At 45.3% G+C, this 13,288-nt stretch carries 14 protein-coding genes; 5 read left to right on the top strand and 9 right to left on the bottom strand.

The window, feature by feature from the left end; translation table 11 throughout:
- Positions 1-32: 32 nt before the first annotated feature.
- A complete protein-coding gene (locus tag DT065_RS08810; RefSeq protein ID WP_114372608.1) occupies positions 33-998 on the top strand; it encodes a siderophore ABC transporter substrate-binding protein in 966 nt (321 codons plus the stop codon).
- A gap of 105 nt (positions 999-1,103) precedes the next feature.
- On the opposite strand, the gene DT065_RS08815 is transcribed toward DT065_RS08810, so the two are convergent.
- The 4 genes from DT065_RS08815 to DT065_RS08830 all read right to left on the bottom strand — a co-directional run bounded on the left by DT065_RS08815 (position 1,104) and on the right by DT065_RS08830 (position 4,784).
- Positions 1,104-1,613 (bottom strand): FixH family protein, encoded by a 510-nt coding sequence (locus tag DT065_RS08815; protein ID WP_160112474.1) that lies wholly within the window; start codon positions 1,611-1,613, stop codon positions 1,104-1,106.
- Positions 1,614-1,672: 59 nt separating this feature from the next.
- Positions 1,673-2,734 (bottom strand): tetraprenyl-beta-curcumene synthase family protein, encoded by a 1,062-nt coding sequence (locus DT065_RS08820; protein WP_114372612.1) that lies wholly within the window; start codon positions 2,732-2,734, stop codon positions 1,673-1,675.
- Between the two features lie 362 nt (positions 2,735-3,096).
- Positions 3,097-4,290 carry an aminotransferase gene (locus DT065_RS08825; protein ID WP_269467386.1) on the bottom strand — a complete coding sequence of 398 codons (1,194 nt, stop codon included), beginning with the start codon at positions 4,288-4,290 and terminating at the stop codon, positions 3,097-3,099.
- Entirely contained in the window at positions 4,287-4,784 is a 498-nt protein-coding gene (locus DT065_RS08830) for an Lrp/AsnC family transcriptional regulator (protein ID WP_418314653.1), read from the bottom strand. The genes DT065_RS08825 and DT065_RS08830 overlap by 4 nt, the downstream gene beginning before the upstream one ends.
- A gap of 140 nt (positions 4,785-4,924) precedes the next feature.
- Here DT065_RS08830 and DT065_RS08835 point away from each other — a divergent pair, with 140 nt between their 5' ends.
- Positions 4,925-5,539 (top strand): cysteine hydrolase family protein, encoded by a 615-nt coding sequence (locus DT065_RS08835; protein WP_114372616.1) that lies wholly within the window; start codon positions 4,925-4,927, stop codon positions 5,537-5,539.
- A gap of 45 nt (positions 5,540-5,584) precedes the next feature.
- Here DT065_RS08835 and DT065_RS08840 read toward each other — a convergent pair whose 3' ends face one another.
- Entirely contained in the window at positions 5,585-6,058 is a 474-nt protein-coding gene (locus DT065_RS08840) for an S-ribosylhomocysteine lyase (RefSeq protein WP_114372618.1), read from the bottom strand.
- A 76-nt stretch (positions 6,059-6,134) separates the two neighbouring features.
- Positions 6,135-6,872, bottom strand: coding sequence for a glycerophosphodiester phosphodiesterase (locus DT065_RS08845; RefSeq protein ID WP_114372620.1), 738 nt, complete (start codon positions 6,870-6,872; stop codon positions 6,135-6,137).
- 245 nt (positions 6,873-7,117) lie between these two features.
- On the opposite strand from DT065_RS08845, the gene DT065_RS08855 reads away from it, so the two are divergent.
- Positions 7,118-8,314 carry an MFS transporter gene (locus DT065_RS08855; RefSeq protein ID WP_114376200.1) on the top strand — a complete coding sequence of 399 codons (1,197 nt, stop codon included), beginning with the start codon at positions 7,118-7,120 and terminating at the stop codon, positions 8,312-8,314.
- A gap of 283 nt (positions 8,315-8,597) precedes the next feature.
- Complete coding sequence (locus DT065_RS08860; RefSeq protein ID WP_114372623.1) at positions 8,598-9,188, top strand: biotin transporter BioY; 591 nt, start codon at positions 8,598-8,600, stop codon at positions 9,186-9,188.
- Between the two features lie 290 nt (positions 9,189-9,478).
- On the opposite strand, the gene DT065_RS08865 is transcribed toward DT065_RS08860, so the two are convergent.
- The 3 genes from DT065_RS08865 to DT065_RS08875 all read right to left on the bottom strand — a co-directional run bounded on the left by DT065_RS08865 (position 9,479) and on the right by DT065_RS08875 (position 11,955).
- Positions 9,479-10,135, bottom strand: coding sequence for a 3D domain-containing protein (locus DT065_RS08865; RefSeq protein WP_114372625.1), 657 nt, complete (start codon positions 10,133-10,135; stop codon positions 9,479-9,481).
- A 205-nt stretch (positions 10,136-10,340) separates the two neighbouring features.
- Positions 10,341-10,667 carry a YuiB family protein gene (locus tag DT065_RS08870; RefSeq protein WP_257791149.1) on the bottom strand — a complete coding sequence of 109 codons (327 nt, stop codon included), beginning with the start codon at positions 10,665-10,667 and terminating at the stop codon, positions 10,341-10,343.
- 82 nt (positions 10,668-10,749) lie between these two features.
- Positions 10,750-11,955, bottom strand: coding sequence for an NAD(P)/FAD-dependent oxidoreductase (locus DT065_RS08875; RefSeq protein WP_114372627.1), 1,206 nt, complete (start codon positions 11,953-11,955; stop codon positions 10,750-10,752).
- A 318-nt stretch (positions 11,956-12,273) separates the two neighbouring features.
- Here DT065_RS08875 and DT065_RS08880 point away from each other — a divergent pair, with 318 nt between their 5' ends.
- Positions 12,274-13,266 carry an NAD(P)/FAD-dependent oxidoreductase gene (locus DT065_RS08880; RefSeq protein WP_114372629.1) on the top strand — a complete coding sequence of 331 codons (993 nt, stop codon included), beginning with the start codon at positions 12,274-12,276 and terminating at the stop codon, positions 13,264-13,266.
- Positions 13,267-13,288: the final 22 nt, after the last annotated feature.

Consider the following 13,288-nt stretch of genomic DNA (forward strand, 5'->3'; position numbering starts at 1 on the left):
TGAATAGAACATAAAAAAGGAGTTTATCAACTATGGGTAAACAGCTATTCGGATTACTCACAGGTATATCCATTACTGCCGTACTTACCGCATGTGGCGGAGAAAACAATAATGAAGCAGCGGGCGAAGATGAACATTCATCACAGGAAGAGATCACCGTGGAGCATGACTTAGGAGAAACGAATGTGCCGAAAAATCCGGAAACAGTCGTCTCCTTTGATTTTGGCTTAACAGACTCCATTCGTGAATTAGGAGGAAGTGTCAGCGGCATACCAAAAGCGGGAGCTATTCCGGAGTATTTATCCGAATTAGAAAGTGATGAATACGAAGATGTAGGGGATTTCTTTGAACCCAACTTTGAACTGATTAATGAAATGCAACCGGACGTGATTTTTATTTCCGGCCGGACCGCCGACCATTATGAAGAACTTAGCGAAATTGCCCCTACCATTCACATGGCCGTTGATAACGAAGATTATATGGGATCTTTGGAGGAGAATGTCACCACATTAGGGGAGATCCTTGACGCTGAGGAAGAAGCAGAAAATCAACTGGACGATATTCAAACAAGAATATCCGAGGTTAGTGAAACGGTGAATGAAGCTGACGAAAATGGTTTAATTCTTTCTGTCGATGATGGGTCGGCAAGTGCTTACGGTTCAGGTTCCCGCTTTGGAATTATCCATGATGAACTTGATGTCGCTCCTGCTGATGAAAACATTGATGCAGAAACGCATGGCCAAAATGTGTCTTTTGAGTATATTGCTGATGTAGATCCGGATAATCTGTTCGTATTGGATCGCGGCGCAACCGTCGGAAGCGACGAAGAAGCAAGTTTAAATGCCATCCTTGATAATGAACTCGTAAACGCAACCGCGGCTGCTCAAAATGACAACATGATTCAAATGACCGGTGATTATTGGTATTTAAGTTATGGCGGGATAGAATCCACGCATCAAATGATTAACGAAGTGGAAGACGGTTTTGAAGAATCATAGGTAGAAAGAAAAGACCCCTCCCAATTGTTGCGAGGGGTCTTTTCTTCATTTTATTGGAAAATGGATATTCATGCGGTTTCCAAAGCAGATCGCAGCATGAGGAACTTAGTGATCGTGATCGTGATCGTCATGGTCGTCCATGAAATCACTTTCGTGATCCATGTCGTCTTCATCAAACGCATCGATTTCTTCTTGATCTACATCTCCGACAAATATAGGATGGATAGGCATCGAATGCATGCCCCGGGCCGTCACGTGAGGTTGTACAAGATAAATACCGTTCTCCTCAAATGTATAGTCGGCACTGTAGACCCCGTCATCTTCCGTTTCTTTTTCGATCATATCACTGTCTTCTTTGTTCCCGTCTTCCCAGACTTCGAAAACGACTTCATCCGCATCTGTAACCGCCTCATCTTCTTGCGTCACTCGTGTCTCCAGCAAGTGGTCGCCCGTGTCCATTTCTTCAGGCATTGTCACTTCCACGTCGATCGCTTCCGTGGAGCCCGGGGCTTCTTCTGTTTGCTCTTCGTCTCCTCCGCAAGCAGCAAGGAAAATGAGAAGGCTGCTGCCAAGTACCGTCATTTTTATATTCATACTGGAAAATCTCTTACACAACTTTCGTACCTCCTAGCAAAACGTATTTATAGTAGTTGGTGTCCCGCCCTTTGAATGGGTTAAACGGTTCTTTTGAAAATCCAAAGGTTTTGGACAAAAAAGGATGCCTGTTTTCCACCGAGTTTGATGATTTCTTTCGCATCTTTTTTAAACGTCTCGTTTGTCTTAACCTTGCTATCGGATAAATAAAGCGCATATAAACCTTTCTTTATCATTAGATGAAATTTCTCATCAGGTAACCCTTTCAGTCTTTTTGTCGCTTCACGATCGATGTATTTAAATCGCTCCAGCATATCCTCTGTACTTTTATAGTACGCTACAAAATTCATTTCATTTTCTTGAAGGTCCTCTTCCTGATCAATAAAGTAATCAAGCATAATATGCAATCCTTGAACCCAGGGGAAATAGGCTGCTTTCATACGTTTAGACTCTTCTTTTGTTGTTGGGCCGCTTGCCGCATATGCCGCGAGGCAATACAAAGCGAGTGTTGAAGCAACCGCACAGGAAAACTCATACCAGCGCATGCCCGGGGCCAAATCCTTGTTTTCGTTGTAGTAGCCAAATAATAAATCCTCCCGCCGGTCTTCTTCCACATGTTTATACACTTGGAAATCAATATAGTACTGGGATACTTCTTTCATATCCTCTTTCATGGCGGAAAAACCGGGAAACTGGACAATTGCTTCCCTACAACGAGTGACCATTTTTTTCAGGTAGCCGTCATCTTCAAAGTCCGTTCTGTATTGATAATAATCGCCCATCTGCTCATATGGTTCCAAACTATCCAATAACGCTTGGTGCATGGCACGAAAATCATCGGGGTTATGGGAATCATTTTTATCGCAAAGGGTGTCCAAATAATCACAAATGGATTGATAAGCCACCATAAATTGAATGTAAGCATCCTGGTTATCCCCGGCCAGTAAGCCTAAAATACTCCCGCCTTCACAATGGAATGTTTTATCACTTAAGGTCCAGATCGCCTGCTCACGAATTTCTTTATCTTTTATGTTCTGGCCTTCTCTTTTCCAAGACTCAAGTTGTTGATGGGCTTTCGGCAGCGTTTCTTTTTTCGCCCTTTGCAAAACCCTTAAAGGGTTTGAAGGAATAGATTTAGTCACTATTAACACAACCTTATTTGTATATAACAGTTGATTCAAAACGTATAAAATTTTAAGGGATAAGAAAAATAAATACGTAGACGTATTGCACAAAGAAATGCTCTCTCTTGACTTCTATCAACTCAGATCCAGGCGCCGCCGATTCCACGGCCGCGCCTTTCTCATGCAAGCCTTATGATTTTTTCATAAGTCGTTCATCGGGTATTTCCGCACGCGTATAGCCAGCTGATCAGCTGGCTAAAAAACAGTTGAAGTATACGATAGCATAAAATTTATTGCACGTGATGAATAGGGAAGGGTCCGTTCACACCATCCTTCCATCGATTAAAAGAGCCTATCATGCCTATGCTCCCTTCCATCCTTTATCTGGCATGTCGATGGACAAACGCTTCAATGCGGGCGGTTGCTGTTTGTAGGGCGGTCATGGACGTTGCGTATGAACAACGAACGTGACCTTCGCCGCCCTTTCCGAATACCGATCCCGGCACTACCGCTACTTTCTCCTCTACGAGCAGTTGTTCGGCAAATGTTTCATCATCCATTCCCGTTGCTTCTACCGATGGAAACGCGTAAAAAGACCCTCCGGGAAAACGGCAGGAAAGTCCCGCCTCATTTAACGCGTGCACAATGTAATTACGACGGGCGCGATAACTGTTCGTCATTTTTTCCACAACATCTCTCCCGTTACGCAATGCTTCCAATGCGCCATGTTGCGCCTGTGTAGGCGCACACATGAGCGAATACTGATGAATTTTCAGCATCGCCTGCGTAATATCGGGAGGCGCACAAACGAAACCAAGCCGCCAGCCTGTCATGGCAAATGCTTTGGAAAAACCGGAAATTAACACGGTTCTGTCCCGCATATGCTCAAGTGCCGAGAAAGCCGTATGCGCCGTGTCATAACTAAGTTCCGCGTAAATTTCATCGGAGAAAACGAGCAAATCATGGGCTTCCGCTACCTCCGCAATCGCTTGGAGCTCAATATCGTTCATGACTGCTCCGGTTGGGTTGTTTGGGAAAGAAAGGATGATCGCGCGGCTTCGATCGGTGATCGCCGCTTCCAGACGTTCTTTTGCCAGTTTAAAATCAGTGGAAGCATCAGCTGGAACCGGCACGGGCACCGCCCCTGAAAGGGTCACCAACGGTTCATACGAAACGAAGGCAGGGGTTACCACCAACACTTCATCCCCCGGGTCAACGGTTGCTCGTACGGCAAGATCAATGGCCTCGCTGGCTCCTACCGTAACAATAATTTCCTCTTTCGGGTCATAACCCACGTTAAAACGCTCATGCATATATTCGCTGATAGCTGCACGTAATTCAAACATTCCCGCGTTCGACGTGTAGGAGGTATATCCTTGTTCCAAGGCTGCCATGGAGGCTTCCCGTACATTCCACGGCGTTACAAAATCCGGTTCGCCTACCCCTAAGGATATGCAATCTTCCATATTTGCGGCCAAATCAAAGAAACGTCGAATGCCTGAAGGTTTAATGTTAGAAACCGCCCGTGAAAGCCGATTATTTTTCGTTCCCGGTTGCATTGTGTTTTGACTCATGGTGACACCACCATACGGCGATCTTTTTCATCTTGATTAAAAATAACGCCGTCATGCTTGTATTTTTTTAATCGAAAATGCGTGGTCGTTGATAGTACTGCATCCAATGTAGACAGCTTTCTGGACACGAAACGGGCAACCCCTTCCATCGTTTGCCCTTCAACCATCACGGAAAGATCATACGTCCCCGACATCAAGTATAGGGCGGTGACTTCAGGGAAACGCTGAATACGTGCAGCCACTTCATCAAAACCGACCTCACGCTGAGGGGTAACTTTCACATCGATCATGGCGGCAATGTGATCTTCCGTCGTGACTTTATTCCAATCAATTAATGTTGCATAGCTCAAAATAACCTTTTCATCTTCCAATTTTTTCATACATTTTTTTACATCATCTTCGTTTTCATCCAACATCTTTGCAAGCACATCCGTTCCTATGCGCCCATGATGTTCAAGGATACGGATTAACTCCAGTTCTTTATCTTTTGTCACTGCCATTCCCCCCATTGATGAAAGTGCCTATATAGCATCGTAGTTTAAAGCTGATCATCATGTTCCAAAAACGACGAATATCTACATTTTATCATAGATTTCGATCGTTATTCTGACTATTTTTTGAAAGTGGGAAAGAGATGAAAGGATATATTAGTGATTATCATAAAGAACCGACCGTTGCATTGCTCATCATCGATATGATCAACGACCTGGAGTTTGCACAGGGAAAAAAATTGTATGAACCCATGCGAGCTGCAGCCAACCAAATTGCAACACTAAAAGCGCAGGCGAAGTCGTTTCATGTCCCTGTTATTTACGTCAACGACAATTATGGGTATTGGCAAAGTGACTTTAAGGAACTTGTTAACCATTGCCTTTCCGAAAACGTCCGCGGACAAGAGATTGCACGCATGCTTCCGCCGGCGGATGAAGATTATTTTGTGTTAAAGCCGCAGTTTTCCGGGTTTTTTTATACTCCGCTCGATCTTTTGTTACGCTACCTAAACGTGCGCACGTTGATTTTAACCGGGGCTTCCGGGAATATGTGCGTCCAGTTCACCGCGAACGATGCATATATGCGGGGGTATAAAACGATCGTCCCCCGCGATTGCATTGCTTCGGCTCATAAACATGAAAATGAAGAAGCCATTCAAATGATGGAAAATGTGCTGGGAGTAAACACAGCGCCGGTAGCCGAGCTATCGATGCGGCACGTCATCACCGAGGCACAGGCGTATTATGAGGATACGTGAAAAAAATAAGAGGCAGCAGATCAATGCTACCTCTTTACCAACCATTTAAAAAACTTCTTCCAGATCTCCGCGCTCTTGTTTAAGCCAATCCCGCATCCACGTTTTTGCCTCATCTAAATCATGGAGCTTCGCTTGCCCGCATTGTTCTTCGGTGGCAGCGGGGACATAGTCATATTCCAGTCCCGCTTTTAACGTCTTTTCCAAAATATCGATGATCTCCGGGACTTCGGCCGGACCGTTGACAATCAAGTAGAATCCTGTCTGGCATCCCATCGGGGACAGATCAATGATTTCAAAATGGTCATAAGCTTCTGCATAACCACGGATGTTCAATGCTAACAAGTGTTCAAGTGTATGAATCACCGGCGGCGTCATGTTCGTCACATTCGGCTGGGCAAAACGAAGATCGAATTTATGAACGATTCCGTCACTGCCTACCTTTTGCGTGCCAGCATGACGGACATAAGGTGCTTTCACTTTTGTATGGTCAAGCTCGAAACTTTCAACACGCGCTTCCATAAAAATATCCCTCCGTATTAATCATAGTTCCATCATACATCACAGCCATTTTTTTTGGCAACGTCCATCGGGAGTCTCACTCGTTCGCTTTCCCTTTCACCACTTCCATCGCTTCAACGATATCATCTGTGATTAATCCGTTGGCCCCTTTATGAAGCACCTGTTCCATGCGCCATTTTTCATTCACGGTCCACACATAGACTGGCAAGTTGAGGCGATGCATACGTTTTACAAATCCAAACCTTAACAGATGATAATGCGGACAAACGGCATCAGCCCCTATGTTTTTCAATCTGGATTCAGGATAAAAATCTTGAATATAGGCATGTAGCCGAAAGCGTTGTTGCAATAACCTTCGACCGAGCAATAGACCGGTTTGGATCTCCCGGTCCAGCCGTTTTATTTTTTTCAGCACTGCATCATGAAAAGAAGTAATCAGGACATCTCGCGACATGCCTGTAGCTTCCACGACGTCCACAACTTGCTCTTCCAACCCCTTCGTTTTGATTTCAATATCCAGTTTTAAATTCCCTTTACACAGCAACAGTACTTCTTCCAGTAATGGGAGCTCCCAACCGATGCTACGCGCATAATTTTGCAGACGTTTATAGCTTCTTTTTTTCACAGCGGTGCCATCGAGTTTTCCATCATGAAAACAAATCAATTGGCCATCCGCCGTGCGACGAACATCGGTTTCAATAAAATCGGCGTCAAGGGCAACGGCTCTTTCAAAAGCTTTTACGGTGTTTTCTACCATATCCACCCCCGTTACCCCACGGTGGGCAATGACGAGGGCATCTCCTTTTGCGTGCATGTTCTGGGATGTCCTCCATTCCTCTCATCGTTTAGCATTTAGATGGAATTTTCGGTGGCGCGGAGCAATCTTGCATTTAGGCATGATCTTCTTGTTTTTTACCCGGAATTGCAATATGGCCGACGTTGACGATGGAGCCTTTTCGCTATATATTGAGGAGGATGAAATAAATCAACAGGGACACGAACGGGCGAAAAGCCATTGAAGGTGATTGTATTCGAATCGAAAAAAGAAATTTAATGATCATGGGCTTTGCCAACATGCTCGTCGCCGGAAGCATGACCATGGTGTTGCCGTTTTTGTCGTTATATATTGAATCTTTCGGGCAATATTCTCCCGAGGAGGTACAACGTTGGGCCGGCATTGTCTTCGGCGTTTCTTTCCTTGTTGCATTCCTGGTATCCCCTGTATGGGGACGAATCGGCGATCGATTTGGCCGAAAAAGTATTCTCATTGGCACCGGGTTTGGGATTGCCCTTTCTGTTTTTTTCATGGGGTACGCCGAGTCTGTCGGTGCCCTTTTTGTTTTGCGAGCGTTTATGGGGCTGGCCACCGGCTTCATTCCCGCCTCCATGGCGCTTATATCTGCACAGAGCGATAAACGGACGGCCGGTGAAACGCTAGGCACATTGCAGATGGGCACGGTTTCCGGTGGCTTGATGGGACCGCTGTTCGGCGGTTTAATTGCCGATACCGTCGGAATGGAGCTAACGTTTATTTTAACCGCATCGGTTCTCGCTTTGGCAACATTGCTCGTCATTGTCGGTGTAAAAGAAGTTATTTTCGAAGAAAAAGGCGAAAAACAACGTTCCTATCATTGGAAAGAAGTCATCCGACACATTGTCACGCATCCTCTATTAATCATGGTAATGGTCATTGCGCTCATCGTGCAACTTGTAAACTTTAGTGTTCAACCACTGTTGGCCCTCTATGTCGGCGAGCTTACCTCTGCCGAAAATATGGCTTTCTTGGCGGGAATGGCATTTTCCGTTACAGGGCTCGGAAACTTACTGGCCACGCGCAAGTGGGGACAAATTGGTGATCGTATCGGGCATGAAAAAATACTGCTGCTTTTGCTCGTGTTATCGGGTTTATTTTTCATTCCGCAAGCATTTGTTACTGAACTCTGGCAATTGGTATTGCTTCGGTTTCTATACGGAATACAGGTAGGCGGCCTTATTCCGTGTACCACCGCGTATATCCGTCAAGTCGCTCCGGTCGCCATGCAAGGAGAAGTGCTCGGCTACAATCAAAGCTTTCGTTTTCTCGGCAATGTCATTGGACCGGTTTCCGGCGGGGTGATCGCGAGCAGTTTCGGTATTCCTGCTGTATTCATATTCTCCGGGATTCTACTGATTATCACCGCGGTCGTCGTGAAAATCATGCTTAATCACAATAGCCGGCATAAAGAAAAAAATTACGAGCAAACGCAGACAGTTTAATTAAATTCTATTGGATCAGTGTTGTAGTACCCGTTCATGACGACCGGAAAACCCGGGGAAACACGATTTCGGGCGTCATGGGCTTTTCATGGTGACCGGAAAAGTGGCAGTTCTCTGATAATTGCTTGCGTCAAAAAATACCCAGTGGCTTCTCCCCCATGTCAGAATAGCGATTGCCCCTCTTTCACGCTTATTGTCAACCTTTATTATTTTTATGTTGACAATATTACCCCCGGCCGTTTACAATCATGTTACCAACGAAACAAGGAGGGACGATCTACATATGAAATCATTTGATTTGGTGATCATCGCGATGTTTGTTGCCTTAATGAGTGTGGCGGCAAATATAACCGTTCTTTTTCCTTTTCTTGTTATTGCAGGGATACCGTTAACGTTTCAACCATTTATCGCGGTTTTGGCCGGCGCCATTCTCGGCAGCAAAAGAGGCGCGTTCGCGATGCTGGCCTATACGGTTGTCGGGCTATTTGGCGCCCCTGTTTTTGCGCAGCTCCAAGGAGGCCCCGGGATCCTAGTTCGACCGACATTCGGTTTTATTTTATCTTTTATTGTCGTTGCCTTTGTTGTCGGAAAAATCATCGAGAAGTCACGCAAACCTGGGATGCCTACTTACTTACTTGCGGGCTTGGCCGGGCTAGTATTTAATTATTTAATCGGAACGAACTGGGTATACGGCGCTTATGTATTCGGATTCGATGCTCCTGAACAGTTTACTTACGGAATTGTTTGGTTAGGGATGCTTCCGCTGTTAGTCAAAGATATTCTTTTCACAATAGCAGCCGGTATCGTTGCACACAATCTTCCCGAAACCATAAAACGGCCCGTGATAGGAAAAAGGGTTCCGAGTCAGAGTTAGAAGACGATCGAACAATTAAACGGCAGCGGCCGGCGCTCGGCTTTTGCCCGCTTCGGGGTTCATGGCGATTATATCGGCGGTTAAAGCATGCGGGTGGGGTTCGGTTCATTGTGACCTTAGCAACGGTTAATGCAAACAGTCGAGCGTCATGAATGCTCCATGGCGACACAACCGGATCTTTCCTTCGATTTTCGGGCTTTATGAACGACTCATGGCGACCTTAGCAGCGGTTAATGCTAACGGATGGGCGGCATTGCCACGCTGGGCACTCATCACTTGATGATCGATGATCAAAGCCCGGCTGCATGTACACCTCGATCATTAAGTGCCGCCAAATCCGCTTCGCTAATTTCACCATTCCCTTTTTGGACAATGTATACCTCAACGTCTTTTTTCCCCCACTCGTTATACACTTGATCGGTAGTGTCAAAATACAAATCAATTTTTGCTCCTTGAATCGCCGAACCAGTGTCCGCAACGACACCATAACCATAGCCGGGAATAAACAAAACCGTTCCCAGCGGAAAAAAAGAAGGGTCTGCTGCAATCGTGGAATAAATATTACGGTGAACCGGCACACCTGAATATGTAATCCCGTAAGCGGGGTCCCCCGGATTTTTCCCCGTCGACTCTTCATTAGCTGTATAACCTGTGGCTGTTACCGTTTCAACGGGGTACTCAGACCAATTAATTTCTTGTTCCAGCGCTGTGACAGTCTCTCCCATCGAGGCGCTTGCCGTTTCGATTTTAGGCACCGTTTTTTTCGCAAGCACACCCAAGTCACTATGGATGGGAGAAGCAATGCCTGTATCTTCTGTTTGACCGTTTTCAACCCCTATGAGCTCATTTACAGGCACTTGGCTTAATGTCGTCCACGTCATATATAATGCTACAATGAATAGCACCGTCATACCAACGTTTTTTACAACGTTAAGCCCTTTTGACATGTGCTCACCCTCTTTCACTTCTGAAAGCATATCCAAATAGAAATGAAGTTATACATAAAAAATGAGAAACCAGATGATAGAAAATACTGAAATGAGCGACTCTTATTCATTCAACCTTCGTTTCCCGACAAGGGACCGATCTATCCTTCCGTACCTTTGAAATAAAAAAACGTGCTACTTGAGCACGATTTTTCCCTATTCCGTCTTAAAACATTTGATATCCGCGAACCCGTAACATCCGTACGGAAATCCCCGCGATAATCGCTCCAATTAACCCGGAACTCAAAATCAACACATCAACCAGTTGCAACGATGCCAAGCTCGGACCTACCGAAGAAAAGGAGGCAACTGGTGAGGTGAAGTATTCCGTAAAACTCGCAGGGTTTACAATCCATACAACGATAATGGGATAAATCACAGCCATCATCCACGTCGAACGCAGTACCATATTCAATAAAAACCCAATCCCAAAGAAAAGGATGATAAATAACATCATCGAAATAATTAATTGCGGGAGACTTGTAATCCCCAAGTCGCTCACCTCCGTATCAAAACAAGTGTACAAAAGGAACCATCAAGCGTCAATTAGAGGTGAGCAATTAAAAGACCGAATGCTAGAGCGGATTCCTCCCTTTTGTTAACATCAGCGATAATCCCCCGAGCTTCAGTAAATAACGGTTGTCACTCATATGTTTCATAAACAGCGCGGAGCGACCGTACATTTTTCGAGTTTTGACTGTCCCCATCGCTTCTTTTCCGCCAAGGGAGGCCAATGTCCCGAGGATTTCCGGTTCAAATTTTGTGGGGCTCCCACCCATAATTAAATTTGTTATATTTTCACCGGCCTTAACCCCTTGTTGCATGGCAATTTGAGCAGTCGGAGGAAATGGACGTTCCGTTTCTTCATTAATAATGAGAGAGCAATCCCCGATAACAAAGACATCTTCATGGCCGGGCGCACGTAAATCCGATTCTACTTTTACACGCCCTCGGTTCGCCTCAATTCCCGCGTCTTCGATAATCGGATGTCCGCGCACACCCGTTGCCCAAATGACCGTACTTGCTGCAATCTCTTCTCCGTCCTTGAGAATAACCTTTCCTTCTTGCACTTCGCTAATCGGCTTATTGATTTTAAATTCTACGCCACGGTGCTCCAGCAAATTCATGGCATATTCAACAAGTTCGGGATCAAAACCGGGGAGGGCGGTCGGTGCGGCTTCGATCACGTACATTCGAACCTTTTCTCGCGGAACATCATATTGTTCGCATAACTCCGGAACCCTTTCGGTCAGTTCACCGATGAATTCAATGCCGGTGAAACCTCCGCCTGCCACAACAAATGTCAGGTCTTTTTCTTCTGTTTCCTTTTGATTTCGATACTGTGCAAATTGAAATTCGATTTGATCTTTAAGCTCACGAGCCCCATCCAATGTCCATTTATGATAGGAATGCTCGTAGACACCTTCGGCACCAAATGTTTCAGCGATTGACCCGAGAGCTATGGTAAGATAGTCATAAGAAAGGTGGTCCCCGTTTTTAAGAACGACTTGCTTCTCTTCTGTTTTCACCTGTTCCACGGTGTCCTGAACAATGTTAATTTTTGCCGGGTTTAACACTTTCCGAATTTCTACACGTGCTTTATCATGGTGCATCGTGCCTGCCGCAGGCTCATGCAACCACGTTGTTTGATAATGGTAGTCATGCTTGTTCACCAGGGTTATATGTGCCCGGTCCGTCCCCAATTTCTTCTGCAATTGATTCGCGGCCATCATTCCCGCGTATCCTGCACCGAGAATAACGACATGCGGTTTTTTTGCCATTGCATTCACTCCCTTATACCTTAATCACTATGTGATCATTTTCACATATGTATGTAAAAATAATGTCTACAAATATTCATCATTTCTACATATTATTATAACTGTTTTTCTAATTGTATTTCAAGGATAAGGGCACGGAGTAATATTCCAAAAAAGGGATTGGAATACAATAGCAACAACGAGTTTCAACGCCTGCGAAAAAAACGAGCATTTCACTTTTCTTCCCCGCAACAACAGTGGTATAATAATTCTGTTATTTAAAAAGACAACCCATGCGCAACATACAAGATCCTATACTAGGTGTGGAGGTGCAGATTCGTGGAGGATACTTCCATTGATCTTTACGATATAACGATTATCGGCGGTGGACCCGCAGGATTATTTACCGCTTTTTACGGTGGCATGCGTCAGGCAAAAGTGAAAATTATTGAAAGCATGCCACAGCTGGGTGGACAACTTTCTGCGCTTTACCCCGAAAAATATATTTATGATGTGGCCGGTTATCCGAAAATACGCGCGCAAGAACTTGTAGATAATTTAGTCGAACAAATGAACATGTTTGACCCAACCGTCGTGCCCGATCAATCGGTAGAATCGGTTCATAAGTTGAACGATGAAACATTTCGCCTCGAAACCAATGAAGACGTTCATTATTCGCGGACGGTTATCATTGCCGCAGGCGTAGGCGCTTTTCAACCGCGAAAATTAAAAATCGAAGAAGCGGAACAATATGAAGGCCGAAACCTTCATTACTTTGTTAACAACCTTGGCGCTTTCAAAAATAGGGATGTCCTCATTTGCGGAGGTGGGGATTCTGCCGTCGATTGGACGCTTATGCTCGCAAATGATGCAAATGTAACACTTACGCATCGGCGGGACAAATTTCGCGCCCATGAACATAGCATTGCCGAATTGCAATCGGCACCCGTCCAAATGCACACTCCTTTTGAAGTCAGCGAACTTCGGGGGGACGGCGAAAATATTAGACAAGTCGTCCTCCAAGAGGTGAAAGGGACCGATCAAAAAGTGGTTGATGTCGACAGCGTGATCGTGAACTACGGCTTCATCTCTTCTCTCGGCCCCATCAAATCGTGGGGGCTCGAGACGACGAGGAACTCCATCCTCGTAAACTCTCGAATGGAAACGAATATCAAAGGGATCTATGCCGCGGGAGATATTACCTCTTTCGACGGAAAGGTGAAACTAATTGCCACCGGCTTTGGAGAAGCGCCAATGGCGGTAAGCAATGCTAAAGCCTATATGGATCCGACAGCTCGTCTTCAACCCGGCCACAGCACGCACATGTTTTAGAGGTGGGATGTGGGAAGTTAGA

The organism is Salicibibacter kimchii, from assembly GCF_003336365.1.
Classification (GTDB): domain Bacteria; phylum Bacillota; class Bacilli; order Bacillales; family Marinococcaceae; genus Salicibibacter; species Salicibibacter kimchii.